Raw genomic sequence first — 21,421 nt, forward strand, 5'->3', positions numbered from 1 at the left:
GCAATCGTTGGTTACATCTTTGATTTCTCGCGGAGTAACTTGTGATGCTGATAATCTTGTTGACTATCAGTCTGACTGCACAAGCACCCACACGAATTGCTTGATTCAGTTGTTAAAGAGCGGTTGGTTAAGATCTTTCGTCTCAACCGAGGCGCGCATTCTACAGCAGCCTCATTTGCTGTCAAGTGATTATTTTCAGAAGTTTTCGAAGAATTCTTCAACAACTTCAACCACTTGCGCTTCCGATCTCTCGTTAGCGGGAGGCGAATTCTACAGCGTTAATCGCTGCTGTCAACACCTCTTTTTCTCCGCTTTCGACCGAGAAGATCGAACCGTTAAAAGAGCTACACATCACTGCTCCTTCAACTCCTTCCCAGGCTTCGATGATCTGAAGCAGGCTGCCGTCGAAAACTGCGTAACTCTTTGAATCTCAAGGAGTTTTCCGTTTCGACTGCGCCGGAAGTGGGGCGAATTATAGACCTCTGGAATCTGCCGTCAACACCTATTTTCATATTTCTGTCATATCGGTAAAAAAGCCCCGAAAACGCGAAGGCCGACCTGAAAGGTCGGCCTTCTGCACATCCAGCTACTTATAAGCTAGGGAATGCGAACTGCGAAGCTTCATGGCTTGCACGCTGCGGCCAGCGCTGGGTGATTGCCTTGCGACGAGTATAGAAGCGCACGCCGTCCGGACCATACGCATGCAGGTCGCCAAACAGCGAACGCTTCCAGCCGCCAAAGCTGTGATAAGCCACCGGCACCGGCAGCGGCACGTTGACGCCGACCATGCCGACTTCGATCTCGTCACAGAACAGCCGCGCCGCTTCGCCGTCACGGGTGAAGATGCAGGTGCCGTTGCCGTATTCGTGATCATTGATCAGTTGCATCGCCTCTTCCAGGCTGTTCACCCGCACCACGCACAGCACCGGCCCGAAGATCTCTTCTTTATAGATGCGCATCTCTGGAGTGACGTTGTCGAACAGGCAGCCACCGAGGAAGAAGCCGTCTTCATGCCCGGCGACGCTCAGACCGCGGCCATCGACCACCAGGGTCGCGCCCGCCGCCACACCGTCATCCACATAACCACTGACCTTGTCACGCGCCTGACCGGTAACCAACGGCCCCATGTCCAGACCGCACGAGGTACCCGCACCGATTTTCAGCGCTTTGATCTGTGGAACCAGTTTCGCCACCAGCGCGTCCGCGACCTGATCGCCAACACACACGGCCACCGAGATGGCCATGCAGCGTTCGCCGCAGGAACCGTAGGCCGCGCCCATCAGTGCACTCACCGCATTGTCCAGATCGGCATCCGGCATCAGTACCGCGTGGTTCTTCGCGCCGCCCAGTGCCTGAACGCGTTTGCCGCGCTTGGTGCCTTCGGCGTAGATGTATTCGGCAATCGGCGTCGAACCGACGAAGCTCAGCGCTTTGACTTCCGGCGCTTCGATCAACGCGTCCACCGCCGTCTTGTCACCATGAACCACACTCATCACGCCTTTCGGCAAGCCCGCTTCCAGCAGCAACTGAGCGATCAGCAGCGTCGAGCTTGGATCGCGCTCGGATGGCTTGAGGATGAAGCAGTTGCCGCAGACGATCGCCAGCGGGTACATCCACAGCGGCACCATGGCCGGGAAGTTGAACGGGGTGATACCGGCAACGATGCCCAACGGCTGAAAGTCCGACCAGGCATCGATGTTCGGGCCGACGTTGCGGCTGTACTCGCCCTTGAGGATTTCCGGGGCGGCGCAGGCGAACTCAACGTTCTCGATACCGCGCTTCAATTCACCGGCAGCGTCTTCCAGGGTCTTGCCGTGCTCTTCGCTGATCAATTGCGAGATGCGCGCCTCGTTCTGCTCAAGCAGTTGCTTGAAACGGAACATCACCTGGGCGCGTTTGGCTGGTGGCGTGTTGCGCCAGGCCGGGAACGCGGCCTTGGCGGCATCGATGGCTTTCTGAATGGTGGCCTGGCTTGCCAATGGCAGTTTATGGATCGCCTGGCCGGTAGACGGGTTGAACACATCTACCGCGCGACCGGTTTCGGTTACCAGTTCGCCATTGATCAAATGCGGGATAACGCTCATCGAACACTCCTGAATTCTGGTCCGCAGGCGCCGTGAGAGGCGCCCGCACTTTTGTACATATATAGAAGGAAAAATCAGTCGAGCTTGTTCAGCACTTCGCCGACCGCGTCGAACAGACGATCGAGGTCTTGCGGCTTGCTGTTGAAGGTTGGGCCGAACTGCAGGGTGTCGCCGCCGAAGCGCACGTAGAACCCGGCTTTCCACAAGGCCATGCCCGCTTCGAAAGGACGCACGATGGCATCACCGTCACGCCCGGCAATCTGGATCGCGCCGGCCAGGCCGTAGTTACGGATGTCGATCACGTTCTTCGAGCCTTTCAGACCGTGCAGCGCGTTCTCGAAATGCGGCGCGACTTCGGCGACGCTCTGCACCAGGTTTTCCTTTTGCAGCAAATCGAGTGCTGCAAGACCGGCGGCGCAGGCCACTGGGTGCGCCGAATAGGTGTAGCCGTGGGGGAATTCCACGGCGTATTCCGGCGTCGGCTGGTTCATGAAGGTCTGGTAGATCTCGGAGCTGGCAATCACCGCGCCCATCGGAATCGCGCCGTTGGTGACTTGTTTGGCGATGCACATCAGGTCCGGGGTCACGCCGAAGCTCTCGGCGCCGAACATCGAACCGGTGCGACCGAAGCCGGTGATCACTTCGTCAAACACCAGCAGGATGTTGTGCTGATCGCAGATCTCGCGCAGACGCTTGAGGTAACCCTGCGGCGGAACCAGTACTCCGGCAGAGCCGGCCATCGGTTCAACGAACACCGCAGCGATGTTGGAAGCGTCGTGCAGTTCGATCAACTTGAGCAGCTCATCGGCCAAAGCAATACCGCCCTGCTCCGGCATGCCACGGGAAAACGCGTTGCTCGCCAGCAGTGTGTGCGGCAGGTGATCGACATCCATCATCGCCTGACCGAACAGCTTGCGGTTGCCGTTGACGCCGCCGAGGCTGGTGCCGGCGATGTTCACACCGTGGTAACCACGGGCGCGGCCGATCATCTTGGTCTTGGTCGCCTGACCTTTCAGGCGCCAGTAGGCACGGACCATTTTCACCGCAGTATCGGCGCATTCGGAACCGGAGTCGGTGAAGAACACATGGTTCAGATTGCCCGGGGTCAGTTCGGTAATTTTCTCTGCCAGCTGGAACGACAACGGATGGCCGTACTGGAAGCCCGGCGAGTAATCGAGGGTGCCCAGCTGTTTCGAAACGGCTTCCTGAATTTCCTTGCGGGTGTGCCCGGCGCCGCAGGTCCACAGACCGGACAGCGAGTCGTAGATCTTGCGGCCCTTGTCATCGAACAGCCAGCTGCCTTCAGCGCCGACGATCAGACGCGGGTCGCGTTGAAAGTTGCGGTTGGCGGTGTACGGCATCCAGTGCGCGTCCAGCTTCAGTTGGCTGGCCAGTGGCGACGGCGCGTTTTCAGGCATGTTCATCGGGCAAAACCTCGCAGGGCATAAGCGTCAGGGAGATGGAAAGCGTTGTTGCAGCTAAATTGCCACGGCGATAAAGTCGGTGAAATCCAACTCTTCTAACCTTCAGTTAGATCATTGCTAAACAAAGAGAACAAAAAATGAGCAGCCGCCGCGCCGATCCGCTGGCCCAGGTCAGTGATTTTGATATTCGCCTGCTGCGGATTTTTCGCAGTGTCGTGGAGTGTGGCGGCTTCTCCGCAGCGGAAACCGTGCTCGGCATCGGGCGCTCGGCGATCAGCCAGCAGATGAGCGATCTGGAGCAGCGCCTCGGCTTGCGCTTGTGTCAGCGTGGCCGGGCCGGATTTTCCCTGACCGAGGAAGGTCGTGAGGTGTATCAGTCGGCACTACAGCTGTTAAGTGCACTGGAGAGTTTCCGCACTGAGGTCAACGGCCTGCACCAACACCTGCGCGGCGAGCTGATCATCGGCCTCACCGACAACCTCGTCACCCTGCCGCACATGCGCATCACCCACGCCCTCGCGCAGTTAAAAGAACGCGGGCCGGATGTGCAGATCCAGATCCGCATGATTGCGCCGAATGAAGTCGAGCAAGGCGTGCTCGACGGGCGTCTGCACGTTGGCGTGGTGCCGCAGGCAAGCGCATTGTCGGGACTGGAATATCAGCCGTTGTACAGCGAGCGTTCGCTGCTGTATTGCGCGGTGGGTCATCCGCTGTTTTATGTCGACGACAAGCAACTCGATGATCAACGCCTCGACAGTCAGGACGCGATTGCGCCGACCTTTCGTTTGCCGGCGGAGATTCAGGCGCATTATCAGGCGCTCAACTGCACCGCCAGTGCCTCTGACCGTGAGGGCATGGCGTTTCTGATTCTGACCGGGCGCTACATCGGTTACCTGCCGGATCACTACGCCAATCTTTGGGTACAGCAGGGGCGCTTGCGTGCGCTCAAGGCCGGCACGCGTTTTTACGATTTGAGTCTGGCATCGGTCACGCGCAAGGGGCGGCGCCCTAATTTGGTGCTGGAAAGTTTCCTCGAGAGTCTGGCCGCGACGCGATAGATAAGCGCGCAGAGCCCAGCGCGGCTGGGCCTCATCGACAGAATCGAGGAATAACCTGAGCAAGTGGACAGGTTTTTGCAGAGAAGGGGTAACTCTCCTTCAAGAAGCCAAAGCCATGCAGCCAGATTCCGATTCATCCAGTGAACTGATCTACGGCCTCAACGACCGCCCCAAACCACTCGCCGCCATTCTCGCCGCGCTGCAACACGTGCTCGCGAGTTTCGTCGGCATCATCACCCCGCCACTGGTGATCGGTTCCGCGCTCGGGCTGACCGCGCATCTACCGTACCTGATCAGCATGGCGCTGATGGTCTCGGGCGTCGGCACCTTTATCCAGGCGCGGCGACCGTTCGGCATTGGCGCGGGGATGATCTGTCTGCAAGGCACCAGTTTCGCGTTTCTCGGTGCGGTGCTGTCGGCCGGGTTTCTGGTCAAGCAGCGCGGCGGCAGCCCGGAAGATATTCTGGCGATGATTTTCGGCGTGTGCTTTTTCGGCGCAATCGTGCAGATCGTGCTCAGCCGTTTCATCGGTCAGTTGCGCCGCGTGGTGACACCGCTGGTGACCGGCATCGTCATCACGCTGATCGGCATCAGCCTGATCAAGGTCGGCATCACCGATCTGGGTGGCGGCTTCAACGCGCCGGACTTCGGCGCGCCGGGCAATCTGGCCTTGGGCGTGTTCGTGCTGCTGACGATCATTCTGCTCAACCGCTCGAATACGCCGTGGGTGCGACTGTCGGCGATCATCATCGGACTGGTGCTCGGCAGCCTCGCGGCGTGGTTCAGCGGGAAACTGGTCCCGCAGCCGTTGCCTGACTTGCCGCTGGTGAGTTTTCCTACGCCGTTCAAGTTCGGATTCAACTTCGACTGGACCGCTTTCCTGCCGGTCGCGCTGATTTACCTGATCAGCACCATCGAAACCGTCGGCGACCTCACCGCCAATTGCATGCTTGCCCGCCAACCGATCAGCGGCCCCTCTTATATAAGCCGCTTGCGCGGTGGCGTGCTCGGTGATGGTGTCAGTTGCATGATCGCGGCGACCTTCAGCGCCTTCCCCAACACAACGTTCGCGCAGAACAACGGCGTGATCCAATTGACCGGCGTTGCCAGCCGCTACGTCGGCCTGTACATCGGCGCGATCCTGTTCTGCCTCGGCCTGTTCCCGATGATCGGTGCGGTGCTGCAACAGATTCCGAAACCGGTGCTGGGCGGCGCAACGCTGGTGATGTTCGGCGCAGTGGCGGCGGCGGGCGTGCGTATTCTCGCGCAGTCACCGCTGGACCGGCGCAGCATGTTGATCATCGCCACTTCGTTCGGCGTCGGCCTCGGCATCGCCGCGCAACCGAACCTGCTGCACCTGCTGCCGAAACTGGTGCAGAACCTGTTCGACTCGGCGATCACCAGCGGCGGGCTGACGGCAATCGTCCTCTGTCTGTTGTTGCCGGAAGGCAAAACCACCGAGACAAAAAGCCCCGCGTCATTGAACAAGATCGAACAGGCGTAACTGTTTTTCCGCGCCAGGACTTGTCGGATGCCTGTGGGTGCGCTATCAACGCAACTGGTTGCACCCACAGACAATCCCGGAAGTGCCTATGACCTTTGAAGTCCCAGCCCACGGCGGCAAACCCGCCAGCCGCATTCGTCAGAAGAACGAAGAGACCATTCTCAAAGCCGCCGAAGACGAGTTCGCCCGTCACGGGTTCAAAGGCACCAGCATGAACACCATCGCGCAGAATGCCGGGCTGCCCAAGGCCAACCTGCATTACTACTTCACCAACAAGCTCGGTTTGTATGTGGCGGTGCTGAGCAACATCATCGAGTTGTGGGACAGCACCTTCAACACCCTTACTGCCGAGGATGACCCGGCCGAAGCGCTGACCCGCTACATCCGTGCGAAGATGGAGTTCTCGCGGCGCCAGCCACAGGCTTCGCGAATCTTCGCCATGGAAGTGATCAGCGGCGGCGAATGCCTGAGCGAATATTTCAATCAGGACTACCGCGCCTGGTTCACCGGGCGCGCGGCGGTGTTTCAGGCATGGATCGATGCGGGCAAGATGGATCCGGTCGATCCGGTGCACCTGATCTTCCTGCTGTGGGGCAGCACCCAGCATTACGCCGACTTCGCCACACAGATCTGCCGCGTCACCGGGCGCAGCAAATTGACCAAGCAGGACATGGAAGACGCCGGCAACAACCTGATCCGCATCATTCTCAAAGGCTGCGGCCTCACTCCTTCTCTATAAGACGTTTATGCCTTTCACCCTCAGCGGTTTTTGCGAATACCGCGAAGAGATTCGCAAAAGCCGCTTCATCACTCTGGCGACGCCGATCAGCAGCCCCGCCGATGCGCAGGCGTTTTTCGAGCAGCACAGCGATTTGAATGCCACGCACAATTGCTGGGCGTGGAAACTCGGCGCGCAATACCGCAGCACTGACGACGGCGAGCCGGGCGGCACGGCCGGGCGCCCTATTCTGGCGGCGATCGAGGCGCAGGACTGCGATCAGGTCGCGGTGCTGGTGATTCGCTGGTACGGCGGCATTCAACTGGGCACCGGCGGTTTGGCCCGAGCCTATGGCGGTGGCGCCAACAAGTGCCTGCAAGCGGCGGAAAAAATCGAGCTGATCAGCCGCGTGCCGCTGAGTTGCGCCTGCGGGTTTGCCGAGTTGGCGCTGGTGAAGTTGCGCGTGGCCGATCTCGGTGGATTGGTGGTGGAGGAAAACTTCACGGCCAATGGTGTTGAGTTGAAGTTGGCGGTGGGGGAAGCGCAGGTCGAAGTGCTGCAAAGTCAGTTGGCGGATCTGAGCCGTGGGCGGATTTTGTTGCAGCGGTAGGCTGCGATCTTTTAGGGCATCCCTCGTATTCCTTATTCCACAGACTTGCCCACACCTGCTGTGCACCCGACTGTGGATAACCTGAGCACACACCGCTGTAACCCTTCTGTCATGCGGCTTTGCGCGATTTGTTCAATTTTCGTTCAATTGACCCGACGAAAGGGAAATCCAGCGCAAAAACAAACAGTTACCTTCGTTTATGACCATTAGAACAAAGCATCGCAGTGCTTATGCCCACCCTCGGCGCTTGCGCACAATTACTGTGGAGCAACCTGTGGATAAGCCGTTCATGACCGCCGCAGCTGCTGGATCTGTCTGGCTCCCAGGCAGCTGCTCATTTTTTAACCAACTGCTAGCGGGCAAAACTGGAGCCTGTTCAATGGCTTTGCGCTGAATTGGTGCTCGATAGAAAGACAAAACGCCCGCCGATGCGCTGCTGTCGGCACTTGCGCACTGGCTCCGCAAGCGTTCCTGACTCAATGGCCAGGAAATTGCTTTATCCACAGGCACAACTCCAAGTCAGTCGAGCCTGTCATGTCCATCGCCCCTTCCCCGCCGCGCCTGCAGCTGCGCCAGATCAGCAAACGCTACCCCGGTTGTCTGGCCAACGACGCCATCGACCTGAGCATCGCGCCGGGTGAGATCCATGCCCTGCTCGGTGAAAACGGCGCGGGCAAAAGTACGTTGATGAAGATCATTTACGGGGTCACCCAGTGCGACAGCGGTGAAATGCTCTGGGAGGGGCAGCGCGTGCAGATGCGCAATCCGGCGCAGGCGCGGCAGTTGGGCATTGGCATGGTGTTCCAGCATTTCTCCCTGTTCGAAACCCTCAGCGTGGCGCAGAACATTGCCCTGGCGATGGGCGCGGCGGCCGGCACGCCGAAGCAACTGGAGCCGCAGATTCGCGAAGTATCGCGGCGTTACGGCATGGCGCTGGAGCCGGAGCGACTTGTCCACAGCCTGTCGATCGGCGAGCGCCAGCGGGTGGAAATCATTCGTTGCCTGATGCAGGACATACGCCTGCTGATTCTCGATGAGCCGACCTCAGTACTGACGCCGCAAGAGGCGGACGAATTGTTCATCACCTTGCGTCGCCTCGCCGATGAGGGCTGCAGCATTCTGTTTATCAGCCACAAGCTCGGTGAAGTGCGCGCCTTGTGCCATAGCGCCACGGTGCTGCGCGGCGGCCGGGTTGCCGGGCATTGCGAGCCCGCCGAATGTTCGGACCAGCAACTGGCGCAAATGATGGTCGGTGAAGCGGCGGCATTGATTGGCGAGTATCCGAAGGTCAGCGGTGGCGCGGCGTTTCTGCAGGTGCAGGGTTTGAGCTGGCACAACCCGGATCCGTTCGGTTGCTCGCTGACCGACATCGACCTGCAAGTGCGCAGCGGTGAAATCGTCGGCATCGCCGGGGTCGCGGGCAATGGTCAGGATGAGCTGCTCGCCCTGCTTAGCGGCGAACAGCCCTTGCCGCGCGCGCAAGCGGCGACCCTGCGCTTCGCAGATAGAAACGTTGCCGATCTGCGCCCGGATGCGCGGCGCAAACTCGGTCTGGCCTTCGTGCCGGCCGAACGCCTTGGCCACGGCGCGGTTCCTGAGTTGAGTCTGGCCGATAACGCCCTGCTCAGTGCTTTTCAGCACGGACTGGTCAGCCACGGGTTGATTCAACGCGGCAAAGTCGAAGCCCTCGCGCAGCAGATCATCCAGCGTTTCGGCGTGAAGACCCCCGACACGCAAACCGCTGCGCGCAACCTGTCCGGCGGCAACTTGCAGAAATTCATCCTCGGCCGGGAAATTCTTCAGCAACCGAAACTGCTGATCGCCGCGCACCCGACCTGGGGCGTAGACGTCGGTGCCGCCGCCACCATCCATCGCGCCTTGATTGCCCTGCGCGATGCCGGCGCGGCGATTCTGGTGATTTCCGAAGACCTCGATGAGCTGTTCCAGATCAGCGATCGCCTCGGCGCGCTGTGCGGCGGGCGTCTGTCGGCGCTGCAAGACACCGGCCTTACACAACTGAGCGATGTCGGCGCGTGGATGGCCGGCCAGTTCGATCACTCACCTCGCGCCGCTTCGGTTTAACGGAGTTCCAACCATGCTGCTTTCTCTCGAACCCCGTGGCCAGCAATCGCGCCTGATGCTGTGGTGCTCGCCGTTATTGGCGGCGGCCTTGACCCTCGGCTGCGGCTCGCTGTTGTTCATCGCGCTGGGCCACGACCCACTGCAAACCCTGCATACGCTACTGATCGCACCGGTCAGCGATCTGTATGGCGTATCTGAATTACTGGTCAAGGCGCTGCCGATTCTGCTCTGCGCACTCGGCCTGGCCGTGGCCTATCAGGCGCGGATCTGGAACATCGGCGCCGAAGGCCAACTTCTACTTGGCGCCTTGGCCGGCAGTGCTGTGGCGGTAAACATTATTGGTATGCAAAGTCGCTGGGCGCTGGTGCTGATTCTGCTGACCGGCACGCTGGCGGGCGCCGCATGGGCCGGACTCACCGCATGGCTGCGCACGCGCTTCAACGCCAACGAAATCCTTACCAGCATCATGCTCAATTACATCGCGTTGAACCTGCTGCTGTTCTGCGTGCACGGGCCGTTGAAGGATCCGGCGGGCTTCAATTTTCCCGAGTCAGCGATGTTCGGCGACGCCAGTCGCTTGCCGCTGCTGCTGCTGGAGGACGGCCGCGTGCATGCCGGGGTGTATTTCGCCCTGCTCGCGCTGGTTGCGGTGTGGGTGTTGTTGCAGAAAAGCTTTATCGGCTTCCAGATCAAAGTGCTCGGGTTGGACAAACGTGCGGCAGGTTTTGTCGGCTTTCGCGAGAAGCGCCTGATCTGGCTGGCGCTGTTGATCAGCGGTGGTCTGGCCGGGCTCGCCGGGGTCTGCGAAGTGACCGGGCCGATCGGCCAATTGGTGCCCCAAGTGTCGCCGGGCTATGGCTACGCAGCGATCACCGTGGCGTTCCTCGGACGGTTGAATCCGCTTGGCATTCTGTTCTCCAGTCTGCTCATGGCGCTGCTGTACATCGGCGGCGAGAGCGCGCAGATGTCGCTCAATCTGCCGCAAGCGATCACCCAATTGTTCCAGGGCATGATGCTGTTTTTCCTGCTCGCCTGTGACGTGCTGATTCTCTATCGGCCACGCCTGAAACTGCGCTGGACCCGGCGCGCCTCGACCCCTGCCGTAACCGCCGGAGCGCTGTGATGGATATCGATCTGTTGAGCAATATTTTCTACGCGATGGTCCGCTGCGGCACGCCGCTGCTGCTGGTGGCATTGGGTGAGTTGATCTGCGAGAAAAGCGGCGTCCTCAACCTCGGCCAGGAAGGCATGATGCTGTTCGGTGCGGTGATCGGTTTTATCGTCGCGCTGAACAGCGGCAACCTGTGGCTGGGTGTGCTGCTGGCGATGTTGGCCGGGATGCTGTTGTCGTCACTGTTTGCCCTGGTCGCGCTGGTATTCAACGCCAATCAGGTGGCGACCGGGCTGGCGCTGACGATCTTCGGCGTGGGCCTGTCGACATTTGTCGGCGCGGCCTGGGTGGGTAAGCCGCTGGCAGGTTTCGAGCCTTTGGCGATTCCGTATCTGAGTGAGATCCCGCTGATCGGGCGGATGCTGTTTGCCCAGGATCTGCTGGTGTATCTGTCGTTCGCGCTGTTTGCGCTGGTGGCGTGGGTGATCATCAAAAGTCGTGTCGGCCTGATCATTCAGGCGGTCGGTGAAAACCCGGATGCGGCCAGCGCCATGGGCTTGCCGGTGCTGACCGTGCGCACCTTGGCGGTGTTGTTCGGCGGAGCAATGGCCGGGCTGGCCGGGGCTTATCTGTCGCTGGCGTACACACCGATGTGGGCAGAGAACATGACCGCAGGGCGCGGCTGGATCGCTCTGGCGCTGGTGGTGTTTGCCAGTTGGCGGGTGTGGCGCTTGCTGCTAGGGGCGTATCTGTTCGGCCTCGCCAGCATTCTGCACTTGGTGGCACAGGGATTGGGACTGGCGATACCTTCGAGCCTGCTGGCGATGCTGCCGTATGTGGCGACGATTCTGGTGCTGGTGTTGCTGTCCGGCGATGCCGTGCGCACTCGGTTGTATGCGCCGGTTTCGTTGGGGCAACCGTGGCAGTCAGGACACTGATCGTTGTCAGAGCGGGCCTCTTCGCGAGCAGGCTCGCTCCCACAGGGGATCTGAGTGAACACGGGCAAATGTGGGAGCGAGCCTGCTCGCGAAAGCGTCCGCACAGGCAACACTTGAACCACGCCTCATGATTGTTTCTGATCAAACACCCTCGAGAAACTCAAGAGGCCTGGAGTATGCTCCGGGGTCAAAGCCTGTTTTCGCCAAGCGCTGCAACTGTGGCGCGGTCAGGCGTGTCCATTGAATCCTGAATGCTGACTTTCAAGGAAACCCATCATGTCTCAGGCAAAAAACGCACTGATCATCGGCGCCTCCCGCGGCTTGGGCCTCGGTCTGGTGAAGACCCTGCTGGGCGATGGCTGGCAAGTGACCGCGACGGTGCGCAATCCGCAGAAGGCCGAGGCGCTGCAAGCGCTGGGTGACGTGCGCATCGAGAAGCTCGACATGGACGATCAGCAAGCGGTGATCGCTCTGAGCCAGAAACTCAAGGGCGAAACCTTCGATCTGTTGTTCGTCAACGCCGGGGTCAAAGGCCCGGACGTGCAGACGCCGGGCGGCGCGACACTGGCCGAGGTCGGGCAACTGTTTTTCACCAACGCGGTGGCGCCGATCAATCTGGCCCAGCGTTTCGTCGGGCAGATCCGCGACGGCAGCGGCGTGCTGGCGTTCATGAGTTCGGTACTCGGCAGCGTGACCATGCCCGACGCGCCGGAACTGGCGCTGTACAAGGCGAGCAAGGCGGCGCTGAATTCGATGACCAACAGTTTCGTCACGCAACTGGGCGAGCAGAAACTGACCGTACTTTCGCTGCACCCGGGCTGGGTGAAGACCGACATGGGCGGCGAAGGTGCTGACTTGGATGTAGAGACCAGCACTCGCGGGCTGATTGACCAGGTCAATGCATTCACCGGCAAGGGCGGGCATCACTTCGTCAATTACAAGGGTGAAACGATTGCCTGGTAAGCACTGAAAATCCCGATGTGGGAGCGAGCCTGCTCGCGAATACGATCTGTCAGGTAAATCTGTATCGACTGACATGACGCCTTCGCGAGCAGGCTCGCTCCCACAGGGAGTGATGGTGAATGGTCGGGTGGCGCTTGCCCGGCGCGGCGATTTGTTTGAAACTGCGCGCCTCGTCCTTCGCGGCGACCCTGGATCAGCAGACAGGGCAACACTGAGCTGGCAACCCTGAACCCAACTTTCAGAGGAGCCGGCCACAATGCCTGCGACCCGTACCTGGTTAAAAAATCCCCTCGCCATTTTCACCTCCAACGAGCTTGATGCCCGTGGCGGTCTAGTCGTGCAAGACGGTGTCATCGTCGAAGTGCTCGCTGCCGGTCAGCAGCCGTCGGCGCCGTGCAATGAAGTGTTCGATGCCCGCGAGCATGTGATCCTGCCGGGCCTGATCAACACTCACCATCACTTCTATCAAACCCTGACCCGCGCCTGGGCGCCAGTGGTCAATCAGCCGCTGTTTCCGTGGCTGAAAACCCTGTACCCGGTATGGGCGCGGCTGACCCCGGAAAAACTCGCCCTCGCCACCAAAGTGGCGCTGGCCGAATTGCTGCTCTCAGGTTGCACCACCGCTGCCGACCATCACTATCTGTTCCCGGATGGTCTGGAAAACGCCATCGACGTGCAGGTCGAAACGGTGCGTGAACTGGGCATGCGCGCCATGCTCACGCGCGGCTCGATGAGCCTTGGCGAGAAGGACGGCGGCCTGCCTCCACAACAAACGGTGCAGGAAGGTCAGGTGATTCTTGATGACAGCCAGCGGCTGATTCACGAGTATCACGAGCGTGGCGACGGCGCGCAGATCCAGATCGCTCTGGCGCCATGTTCGCCATTTTCGGTGACCCCGGAAATCATGTCGGCCAGCGCTGATCTGGCGAACAAACTCGATGTGCGTCTGCACACCCACCTCGCTGAAACCCTTGATGAAGAAGACTTCTGCCTGCAACGTTTCGGTCTGCGCACCGTCGATTATCTGGACAGCGTCGGCTGGCTCGGCCCGCGAACCTGGCTGGCCCACGGCATCCATTTCAACCCCGACGAAATCGCCCGCCTCGGCCAGGCCGGTACCGGCATCTGCCACTGCCCAAGCTCGAACATGCGCCTGGCGTCCGGCATCTGCCCGAGCATCGAGCTGACCGACGCCGGCGCGCTGTTCGGTCTTGGCGTTGACGGTTCGGCGTCCAACGATGCCTCGAACATGATCCTCGAAGCGCGTCAGGCCCTGTACATCCAGCGCCTGCGCTACGGCGCCGAAAAGATCACCCCGGAGCGCGTGCTGGGCTGGGCGACCAGAGGTTCGGCGAGCCTGCTCGGTCGCAGCGACATCGGCGAAATCGCCGTGGGCAAGCAGGCGGATCTGGCGTTGTTCAAGCTCGATGAACTGCGCTTCTCCGGTAGCCACGATCCGATTTCGGCGTTGCTGCTGTGCGGCGCGGATCGGGCGGATCGAGTGATGATTGGCGGCAAGTGGCGTGTGGTTGATGGGCAGGTTGAAGGGTTGGACCTGAAAGGTTTGATCGCCGATCACAGCCAGGCGGCTCGGCAGTTGATTGCCGGCACCTGATCCCCGCATATGATCGTTCCCACGCTCTGCGTGGGAATGCATCTCGGGACGCTCCGCGTCCCAAAAGCGGACGCAGAGCGTCCATGGCGGCATTCCTTTGCTGCGCGTGGGAACGATCACAGTCCCAAGAGGGACAGCATGATGAACGTGGCAAACAGCACAAAGTGCGTCATGCCCTCAATGGCGTTGGTTTCGCCGTCATTGAGGTTGATCGCGCTGACGATCAGGGTGATGAAGATCATCACCGTTTGCACCGGGGTCATCGCCATTTGAAACGGCTGGCCGGTGTACAGCGCCATCGCTTCCATCACCGGCACGGTCAGAATCACCGTCGACAGTGACGCGCCCATCGCAATGTTGACCACCGACTGCATGCGATTGGCCAGTGCCGCACGCAGTGCAGTCAGAATCTCCGGCGCGGCGGAAATCGCTGCCACCAGAATCGCCGTGATCACCGGCGGCGCGCCCGTGCCTTCCAGGCCCAGATCGAGGGTCTTGGACATCACCTCGGCCAGTGCGCCGATGATCACCACCCCCGACACCAGAATGCCGATCGACAGCGCCAGGCTGACCGGCTTCGGCTCCTGCTCGACCGGCTCCTTCTTGCGACGTTTGTCCGGGTAGCTGTAGCTGAAAAAGTAACTGTGCGGGCCGACCTGCATGCGCAGGAACAGCGCGTAGAGCACCATCATTGCGCCAATGGTGAACGCCGAATACATCTTCCAGTTGGCCTCGGGAATGAACTCCGGGACCACCATCGACACGCCCATCGCAGTGAGGATCATGACGCTGTAGCTGCGCGCCGAATCGTCGTTGTAGGACTGCTCGCCGTGTTTGATCCCGCCCATCAAAGCGGCGAGGCCGAGGATGCCGTTGATGTCGAGCATGACCGCTGAATAAATCGTGTCGCGCACCAGTGTTGCCGAGGCTTCGTTGCTCATCATGATCGCCAGGATCACCACTTCGACCAGCACCGCCGAGAGCGTGAGGATCATCGTGCCGTAGGGGTCGCCGACCTTTTCCGCCAGCAGTTCAGCGTGATGAGCAACACGCATCGAAGCGGCGACGATAAAGGCGATCAGCAGCAGACCGCCGCCCAGCGCGACGATCTGGCCGCTGTGCAGCAGCCAGTGTTCCAGTGGATAAGCGACGCACGCGGCAAGGACTGCCAGCAGCAGGAAGCTTTCTTGTTTAAGGATCGAGAGCATGACGGGCCTTTTGCCGAAAAGAGCTGATGAAGCTACTGACTGCCGCGCGCCACTAACGTTTCGTTACATCTTTACGCACCACGCGATGGCAGCTGGATTCAGGCATGCACTTTTATTGGCCTTGCCGGCCTCTTCGCGAGCAGGCTCGCTCCCACATTGAAATGCGTCCGCTGTGGGAGCGAGCCTGCTCGCGAAGGCCGCGCCGCGTTTTCAAATGTGTTTGTTGTCCTGTTGGTCAGCAATTTGCATTGGCCCTGAGCACACACAACAAAATGGAGTTCGGGTTCATGCCAATACGTCCGCTGCACAAACTGCTGTACGCCGCCATCGGTCTGGGAATCAGCCTGAGCGCCAGCGCTGCCGATCCGCTGAAGGTCGGCTTCGTCTACATCGGCCCGATCGGTGACCACGGCTGGACGTATCAGCACGAACAGGGGCGCAAGGCCCTGGCGGAAAAACTCGGCACGCAGATCACCACCAACTACGTGGAAAACGTCGCCGAGGGCGCCGACGCCGAGCGGGTGATCCGCAACATGGCCAAGGACAAATATGACCTGATCTTCACCACGTCTTTCGGCTACATGAACCCGACAGTGAAAGTCGCCAAGCAATTCCCCAAGGTCACTTTCGAACACGCCACCGGTTACAAGCAGGACAAGAACCTCGGCACCTACCTGGCGCGCACTTACGAGGGCCGTTACGTCGGCGGTTTCCTCGCGGCGAAGATGACCAAGACCAAGAAGATCGGCTACGTCGCCTCGTTCCCGATTCCGGAAGTGATCCGCGACATCAACGCCATCCAGTTGGCCCTGAACAAGTACAACCCTGGCACCGAAATCAAGGTGGTGTGGGTCAACTCCTGGTTCGATCCGGGCAAGGAAGCCGACGCCGCCAATGCGCTGATCGATCAGGGTGTTGATGTAGTGTTCCAGCACACCGACAGCCCGGCGCCGATTCAGGCTGCCGAACGGCGCGGCGTGTATGCCGTGGGCTATGCCTCGGACATGGCCCACTTCGGCCCGAAAGCGGTGCTGACCTCGATCGTCAACGACTGGGCGCCACACTACATTCAGGCGACGCAGAGCGTGATCGATCACACCTGGAAATCTCAGGATTACTGGGGCGGGTTGAAGGAAGGCACGGTGGAACTGCCGATCAGCGATCTGGTGCCGGCGCCGGTCAAAGCCGAAGCCGAGCAGTTGATCGCCGACATTAAGAGCGGCGCATTGCAGCCGTTTACCGGGCCGATCAAGGATCAGGCCGGTGTGGAAAAAATCCCCGCGGGCGTGAGCGCGACCAATGCGGAACTGGCTTCGATGAATTATTACGTTGAGGGCATGAAGGCCGAGATGCCGAAGTAGTCCCCCGATTCACCACACAGAACCCTGTGGGAGCGAGCCTGCTCGCGAAAGCGGTGTGTCATTAACAAAAATGTTGTCTGACACTCCCTCTTCGCGAGCAGGCTCGCTCCCACATTGGCAACACAGCGTATTCAAGGATTGTGTATGGATCAGCTTCCGATCATTGATATCAGCCCGCTCTATGGCGACGACGAAAACGCCTGGCCTGCGGTGGCCGAACAAATCGACCAAGCCTGTCGCGAATGGGGCTTTTTCTACATCAAGGGCCATCCGATCTCGGCGCAGCGCATCGACGCCCTGCTCGATCACGCCCAACGCTTCTTTGCCTTGCCCGCTGCAGAAAAACTCAAAATCGACATCACCCAGACCCGCCATCATCGCGGCTACGGTGCGATTGCCACCGAGCAACTGGACCCGAACAAACCCAGCGATCTCAAAGAAACCTTCGACATGGGCCTGCACCTGCCGAACGAACATCCCGAGGTGCTCGCGGAAAAACCTTTGCGCGGCCCCAATCGGCATCCGGCGCAACCCGGCTGGGAAACGCTGATGGAGCAGCATTACCTCGACATGCAGGCGCTGGCGCAAACCCTGTTGCGGGCGATGACCATTGCGCTGGGCATCGAGCGCGACTTCTTCGATTCGCGCTTTGTCGACCCGGTCAGCGTGTTGCGCATGATCCATTATCCGCCGCGTCACACCGCCAGCTCCGCCGAGCAACAAGGTGCCGGCGCCCACACCGATTACGGCTGCATCACCCTGCTCTATCAGGACAGCGCCGGCGGTTTGCAGGTGAAGAACGTCAATGGTGAATGGATCGACGCGCCACCGATTGACGGCACGTTCGTGGTCAACCTCGGCGACATGATGGCGCGCTGGAGCAACGACCGTTATCGCTCGACCCCGCACCGGGTGATCAGCCCGCTGGGCGTGGATCGCTATTCGATGCCGTTCTTCGCCGAACCGCACCCGGACACGCGCATCGAATGCCTGCCCGGTTGCCAGGACGCACAGCATCCGGCGAAATATCCGACCACCACCTGTGCCGAATTCCTGCTGTCGCGCTTCGCCGATACCTACGCCTATCGCCGTGAACAAGAGGCGGTTTGATCGATCACCTGGTCAGGTTTTGCCAATTGTTGCGGCCAGCCTCTGTAGAATGCCGGCATTGCACCTGATGAGAAAAGACTATGTACGACTGGCTCAACGCCTTGCCCAAAGCCGAACTGCACCTGCATCTGGAAGGTTCGCTGGAGCCTGAACTGCTGTTCGCCCTGGCCGAACGCAACAAGATCGCCCTGCCGTGGAGCGACGTCGAAACCCTGCGCAAGGCTTACGCCTTCAACAATCTGCAGGAATTTCTCGACTTGTATTACCAAGGCGCCGATGTGCTGCGCACCTCGCAGGACTTCTACGACCTGACCTGGGCCTACCTGCTGCGCTGCAAAGCACAGAACGTAATCCACACCGAACCGTTCTTCGACCCGCAGACCCACACCGACCGGGGCATCCCGTTCGAAGTGGTGCTCAACGGCATCGCCGCCGCCCTCAAGGATGGCGAGACGCAACTGGGCATCAGCAGCGGTTTGATCCTCAGCTTCCTGCGCCACCTCAGCGAAGACGAAGCGCAGAAAACCCTCGATCAGGCGCTGCCGTTCCGTGATGCGTTTGTCGCGGTCGGGCTCGACAGTTCCGAGATGGGCCACCCGCCGAGCAAATTCAAACGCGTCTTCGATCGCGCCCGCGACGAAGGCTTCCTCACCGTCGCCCACGCCGGTGAAGAAGGCCCGCCGGAGTACATCTGGGAAGCCATCGACCTGCTGAAAATCCAGCGCATCGACCATGGCGTGCGCGCCATCGAAGACGAGCGCCTGATGCAGCGGATCATCGACGAGCAGATCCCGCTGACCGTGTGCCCGCTGTCGAACACCAAGCTCTGCGTGTTCGATCACATGTCGCAGCACAACATCCTCGACATGCTTGAGCGCGGCGTGAAGGTCACGGTGAACTCCGATGACCCGGCGTATTTCGGCGGGTACGTGACCGAGAACTTCCATGCGCTGCACGAGCATCTGGGCATGACCCAGGATCAGGCCAAGCGCCTGGCGCAGAACAGCCTGGATGCGCGGCTGGTAAAACCGTAAGCAACTGCAAAATCACATCAATACCTGTGGGAGCGGGCTTGCCCGCGATAGCGGATTGTCAGTCAACATAGATGTTGAATTTGCTGGCCCCATCGCGGGCAAGCCCGCTCCCACAGGGTACTGCGTTTATTTGAATAGCTGCGCTTCGGTCAGCTCTTCCAGGGTCTTGCCCCGCGTCTCCATCCCGAACAGCCACACCACGCCCGCCGCAATCGCGAAGCACGCCGCGCCCAGCGCGAACACCCCGCCCTGCCCGGTAATCGGGAACACCAGCCCGGTCACCAGTGGCCCGAGCAGTGAGCCGACGCGGCCGATCGCCGAAGCGAATCCCGAGCCGGTTGCCCGTGCCGAAGTCGGGTACAGCTCCGGGGTGTAGGTGTAGAGCACCGCCCACATGCCGAACAGGAAAAACTGCATCAACAGTCCGGTGCCGATCAGCAACGCCACGTTGCCGCCGAACACCGCGCTCTGCCCATACAGAAACGCCATCACCCCGCCGCCGAGCAGGGTGACGATGCACACCGGTTTACGCCCCCAACGCTCGACCAGCCACGCCGCCATGAGGAAGCCGGGAATCCCGCCGAGCGAGATCAGCACCGTGTAATACACCGATTGCGTCACGGCGAAACCCGACTGTTGCAGCAATGCGCTGAGCCAGGAAGTCAGCCCGTAAAAACCCAACAATGCGAAGAACCACAGACTCCAGATCATCGTCGTGCGCTGGCGATATTGCGGCGACCAGATCTGCTTGAGTGCCGAGAAGAAATTACCCGGTGGCGTCACCGTGCGTGGCAAACGAACCGGTTCCGGTAACGCCGCACCGCCCAGCGAAGCACGCACCCGCGCTTCAATGCCGTTCAACACTTTGTCCGCGTCGGCGTCGCGCCCGGCCTGTTCCAGCCAGCGCGGTGACTCGGGAATGAAAAAGCGGATCGCCAGGACAAACACCGCCGGCACTGCCAGCACCAGGAAAATATCGCGCCAGCCAATCAGCGGCAGCAGGAAGTACGAGAGCACGCCCGCTGCGACAAACCCCAGCGGCCAGAACCCGTCCATCAGGGCGATGTAGCGCCCGCGCCGTTGTGCTGGAATCAGCTCCGACAGCATCGACTGTGCGATGGGAAACTCCATGCCCATGCCGATTCCGAGCAGGATGCGAAACAGCGTCAGCGTCTCCACCGTCTGCGCTGTCGAACACAGGTAACTGGCCACGCCCCACAACACGATGCTCCACTGAAACACCGGTTTGCGCCCGAAGCGGTCGGCGAGCATTCCCGACAGCGACGCCCCGAGCACCATGCCGAAGAAGCTCGAGCTGGCCAGCAGCCCTGCTTGCGCACTGCTCAGGCCGAACTCGGCTTTGATCGAGCCGAGCAGGAAAGTCATCATCGCCAGATCCATGGAGTCGAAGAAAAACGCCAAGGCAATGATGATGAAAATGACGCGGTGATAACCGCTGAGCGGCAGCCGTTCCAGGCGCTCAGCCGCACTAAAGCGTTGTGTATTCATGTTGTGCTCCCCCATCCGGAAAATCCCCGGATCGAGTGTGCGCGATGGTCATTCAGAGGTCGTACTGGATGCGACCTGTTCACAGCCGTGGACGACGTCAGCCTTCAGCTCATCGCCGAGCAACGCTCTAGAACGCTGTTTCCAGCTCGGTTTCCTTGGCAAAGCGATGGATTTCGCGCTGGCCGGTGGCGGTCAACTGCAAGGCGCGGGAATCGTTGGGCAAGGTCAGCCAGCCGGACTGCATGAACAACTGCAACAGCGCCGCGCCCAGTGAGCCGCCCATGTGCGGACGGCGCTCGCTCCAGTCCGGGCAGGCGCAGGCGACCTGCACGTTGCGGTGGGCCAGGGCCTGGATGAACACACCGCGCTGGGCCAGTCGGGTGGAGCCCTTGTGCGTCACCACCACCCGCTGCTCCAGCTGTTCGATCCAGCCGGCATCGAGCAGGCGCTGATACAGGTCGGCCGCCAAAGTACCGCCCAGATGATCGTCGCAGAACCGCGCGCGCAACAGCGAAGACGGCGCCGCCTGTGGTCTGACCATGGGAGCCGTGCGTTTCAGCGCATCAGGGATTTGCCGTGGCGCGCTGGCAATGGTGGCGCTGGCCAGTGCTTCGATCGCCGCGCCGATTTCCGGTGCCGCCAGGCGAAAGAAGCGTTTGCGTCCACGCATTTCGATGTTCAACAGCCCCCCTGCGGACAGGCGTCCCAGATGCGCACTGGCCGACGACGGCGAGAGCCCGGCCAGCAGCGCCAGCTCTTCGGCTTGCCGCGCCGAGCCATCCATCAACGCCCACATCATCGCGCTGCGCTTGGGGTCGGCCAGCAATGTCGCGATCTGGCTGATGCACGGTGCATGTTCCATATGTTCACTCCCTGTTGAATCGTATCGTCTACCGCTCGGAGACATCCTGGCCGGTTATGGGGCATCGGCCAACACGCGAAAATCGCCCGGGATCGGTGGCAAGGGATGCCACCGACACCAGCTGCTCCGGCACACAACCTGGCAGCAGAAGTAGCAACCGTCACCAAAAGCCGGCAACGCGCTACGGGGTCTGCGCGCCGGGTGTCAGTGCAGGCATGAGGCGGGCGCTA

17 protein-coding genes are annotated in these 21,421 nt (G+C 60.7%); 12 read left to right on the forward strand and 5 right to left on the reverse strand.

Features of this window, described 5'->3' with window-relative positions; genetic code table 11:
* Nucleotides 1-590: 590 nt before the first annotated feature.
* Nucleotides 591-2,084: a CoA-acylating methylmalonate-semialdehyde dehydrogenase gene (locus JWU58_RS23970; RefSeq protein ID WP_071174323.1), complete on the reverse strand. Its 1,494-nt coding sequence runs from the start codon at nt 2,082-2,084 to the stop codon at nt 591-593.
* Nucleotides 2,085-2,158: 74 nt separating this feature from the next.
* On the reverse strand, nt 2,159-3,508 hold the full coding sequence (gene aptA, locus JWU58_RS23975; protein ID WP_064362892.1) for an omega-aminotransferase AptA: 1,350 nt from the start codon (nt 3,506-3,508) through the stop codon (nt 2,159-2,161).
* A 137-nt stretch (nt 3,509-3,645) separates the two neighbouring features.
* Between aptA and JWU58_RS23980 the strand changes: the two genes are divergently transcribed.
* The 9 genes from JWU58_RS23980 to JWU58_RS24020 all read left to right on the forward strand — a co-directional run bounded on the left by JWU58_RS23980 (nt 3,646) and on the right by JWU58_RS24020 (nt 14,107).
* The gene (locus tag JWU58_RS23980) at nt 3,646-4,566 is read left to right on the forward strand and encodes a LysR family transcriptional regulator (protein WP_206421090.1); all 921 of its coding nucleotides are present in this window, start codon (nt 3,646-3,648) and stop codon (nt 4,564-4,566) included.
* Between the two features lie 115 nt (nt 4,567-4,681).
* A complete protein-coding gene (locus JWU58_RS23985) occupies nt 4,682-6,070 on the forward strand; it encodes a uracil-xanthine permease family protein (protein ID WP_130899613.1) in 1,389 nt (462 codons plus the stop codon).
* An 88-nt stretch (nt 6,071-6,158) separates the two neighbouring features.
* Entirely contained in the window at nt 6,159-6,809 is a 651-nt protein-coding gene (locus tag JWU58_RS23990; RefSeq protein ID WP_024011475.1) for a TetR/AcrR family transcriptional regulator, read from the forward strand.
* A gap of 7 nt (nt 6,810-6,816) precedes the next feature.
* Nucleotides 6,817-7,398 carry an IMPACT family protein gene (locus tag JWU58_RS23995; RefSeq protein WP_125926197.1) on the forward strand — a complete coding sequence of 194 codons (582 nt, stop codon included), beginning with the start codon at nt 6,817-6,819 and terminating at the stop codon, nt 7,396-7,398.
* A gap of 534 nt (nt 7,399-7,932) precedes the next feature.
* Nucleotides 7,933-9,480, forward strand: coding sequence for an ABC transporter ATP-binding protein (locus tag JWU58_RS24000; protein WP_206421091.1), 1,548 nt, complete (start codon nt 7,933-7,935; stop codon nt 9,478-9,480).
* 13 nt (nt 9,481-9,493) lie between these two features.
* Complete coding sequence (locus JWU58_RS24005; RefSeq protein ID WP_206421092.1) at nt 9,494-10,603, forward strand: ABC transporter permease; 1,110 nt, start codon at nt 9,494-9,496, stop codon at nt 10,601-10,603.
* A complete protein-coding gene (locus JWU58_RS24010) occupies nt 10,603-11,529 on the forward strand; it encodes an ABC transporter permease (protein ID WP_206421093.1) in 927 nt (308 codons plus the stop codon). Before JWU58_RS24005 ends, JWU58_RS24010 begins: the two co-directional genes overlap by 1 nt.
* Before the next feature lie 276 nt (nt 11,530-11,805).
* A complete protein-coding gene (locus JWU58_RS24015) occupies nt 11,806-12,492 on the forward strand; it encodes an SDR family oxidoreductase (protein WP_039764086.1) in 687 nt (228 codons plus the stop codon).
* Between the two features lie 256 nt (nt 12,493-12,748).
* Nucleotides 12,749-14,107, forward strand: coding sequence for an 8-oxoguanine deaminase (locus JWU58_RS24020; RefSeq protein WP_125926201.1), 1,359 nt, complete (start codon nt 12,749-12,751; stop codon nt 14,105-14,107).
* A 116-nt stretch (nt 14,108-14,223) separates the two neighbouring features.
* On the opposite strand, the gene JWU58_RS24025 is transcribed toward JWU58_RS24020, so the two are convergent.
* On the reverse strand, nt 14,224-15,315 hold the full coding sequence (locus tag JWU58_RS24025) for a calcium:cation antiporter (protein WP_056787779.1): 1,092 nt from the start codon (nt 15,313-15,315) through the stop codon (nt 14,224-14,226).
* A gap of 287 nt (nt 15,316-15,602) precedes the next feature.
* Between JWU58_RS24025 and JWU58_RS24030 the strand changes: the two genes are divergently transcribed.
* The 3 genes from JWU58_RS24030 to JWU58_RS24040 all read left to right on the forward strand — a co-directional run bounded on the left by JWU58_RS24030 (nt 15,603) and on the right by JWU58_RS24040 (nt 18,820).
* Nucleotides 15,603-16,676 carry a BMP family ABC transporter substrate-binding protein gene (locus JWU58_RS24030; protein WP_016771815.1) on the forward strand — a complete coding sequence of 358 codons (1,074 nt, stop codon included), beginning with the start codon at nt 15,603-15,605 and terminating at the stop codon, nt 16,674-16,676.
* Nucleotides 16,677-16,820: 144 nt separating this feature from the next.
* The gene (locus tag JWU58_RS24035) at nt 16,821-17,786 is read left to right on the forward strand and encodes a 2-oxoglutarate and iron-dependent oxygenase domain-containing protein (protein ID WP_206421094.1); all 966 of its coding nucleotides are present in this window, start codon (nt 16,821-16,823) and stop codon (nt 17,784-17,786) included.
* Nucleotides 17,787-17,866: 80 nt separating this feature from the next.
* Nucleotides 17,867-18,820, forward strand: a complete 954-nt coding sequence (locus JWU58_RS24040) for an adenosine deaminase (RefSeq protein ID WP_024011466.1) — start codon at nt 17,867-17,869, stop codon at nt 18,818-18,820.
* A 126-nt stretch (nt 18,821-18,946) separates the two neighbouring features.
* On the opposite strand, the gene JWU58_RS24045 is transcribed toward JWU58_RS24040, so the two are convergent.
* Together JWU58_RS24045 and JWU58_RS24050 are read right to left on the reverse strand one after the other, a co-directional pair.
* On the reverse strand, nt 18,947-20,329 hold the full coding sequence (locus JWU58_RS24045) for an MFS transporter (protein ID WP_110603750.1): 1,383 nt from the start codon (nt 20,327-20,329) through the stop codon (nt 18,947-18,949).
* A 127-nt stretch (nt 20,330-20,456) separates the two neighbouring features.
* Nucleotides 20,457-21,191, reverse strand: a complete 735-nt coding sequence (locus JWU58_RS24050; RefSeq protein ID WP_016771819.1) for an ArsR/SmtB family transcription factor — start codon at nt 21,189-21,191, stop codon at nt 20,457-20,459.
* Between the last annotated feature and the right edge of the window lie 230 nt (nt 21,192-21,421).

This window comes from Pseudomonas atacamensis, from assembly GCF_017167965.1.
Taxonomy (GTDB): Bacteria; Pseudomonadota; Gammaproteobacteria; order Pseudomonadales; family Pseudomonadaceae; genus Aquipseudomonas; species Aquipseudomonas atacamensis.

What these genes read in the sequence shown, in the direction of transcription:
- JWU58_RS24015 (WP_039764086.1), top strand. Translation starts at nt 11,806, where the DNA reads ATGTCTCAGGCAAAAAACGCACTGATCATCGGCGCCTCCCGCGGCTTG.
- JWU58_RS24010 (WP_206421093.1), top strand. Translation starts at nt 10,603, where the DNA reads ATGGATATCGATCTGTTGAGCAATATTTTCTACGCGATGGTCCGCTGC.
- JWU58_RS24050 (WP_016771819.1), bottom strand. Translation starts at nt 21,191, where the DNA reads ATGGAACATGCACCGTGCATCAGCCAGATCGCGACATTGCTGGCCGAC.
- JWU58_RS24035 (WP_206421094.1), top strand. Translation starts at nt 16,821, where the DNA reads ATGGATCAGCTTCCGATCATTGATATCAGCCCGCTCTATGGCGACGAC.
- JWU58_RS24030 (WP_016771815.1), top strand. Translation starts at nt 15,603, where the DNA reads ATGCCAATACGTCCGCTGCACAAACTGCTGTACGCCGCCATCGGTCTG.
- JWU58_RS24005 (WP_206421092.1), top strand. Translation starts at nt 9,494, where the DNA reads ATGCTGCTTTCTCTCGAACCCCGTGGCCAGCAATCGCGCCTGATGCTG.
- JWU58_RS23995 (WP_125926197.1), top strand. Translation starts at nt 6,817, where the DNA reads ATGCCTTTCACCCTCAGCGGTTTTTGCGAATACCGCGAAGAGATTCGC.
- JWU58_RS24000 (WP_206421091.1), top strand. Translation starts at nt 7,933, where the DNA reads ATGTCCATCGCCCCTTCCCCGCCGCGCCTGCAGCTGCGCCAGATCAGC.
- JWU58_RS23990 (WP_024011475.1), top strand. Translation starts at nt 6,159, where the DNA reads ATGACCTTTGAAGTCCCAGCCCACGGCGGCAAACCCGCCAGCCGCATT.
- JWU58_RS24040 (WP_024011466.1), top strand. Translation starts at nt 17,867, where the DNA reads ATGTACGACTGGCTCAACGCCTTGCCCAAAGCCGAACTGCACCTGCAT.
- JWU58_RS24020 (WP_125926201.1), top strand. Translation starts at nt 12,749, where the DNA reads ATGCCTGCGACCCGTACCTGGTTAAAAAATCCCCTCGCCATTTTCACC.
- JWU58_RS24045 (WP_110603750.1), bottom strand. Translation starts at nt 20,329, where the DNA reads ATGAATACACAACGCTTTAGTGCGGCTGAGCGCCTGGAACGGCTGCCG.
- JWU58_RS23980 (WP_206421090.1), top strand. Translation starts at nt 3,646, where the DNA reads ATGAGCAGCCGCCGCGCCGATCCGCTGGCCCAGGTCAGTGATTTTGAT.
- JWU58_RS23985 (WP_130899613.1), top strand. Translation starts at nt 4,682, where the DNA reads ATGCAGCCAGATTCCGATTCATCCAGTGAACTGATCTACGGCCTCAAC.
- aptA (WP_064362892.1), bottom strand. Translation starts at nt 3,508, where the DNA reads ATGAACATGCCTGAAAACGCGCCGTCGCCACTGGCCAGCCAACTGAAG.
- JWU58_RS24025 (WP_056787779.1), bottom strand. Translation starts at nt 15,315, where the DNA reads ATGCTCTCGATCCTTAAACAAGAAAGCTTCCTGCTGCTGGCAGTCCTT.
- JWU58_RS23970 (WP_071174323.1), bottom strand. Translation starts at nt 2,084, where the DNA reads ATGAGCGTTATCCCGCATTTGATCAATGGCGAACTGGTAACCGAAACC.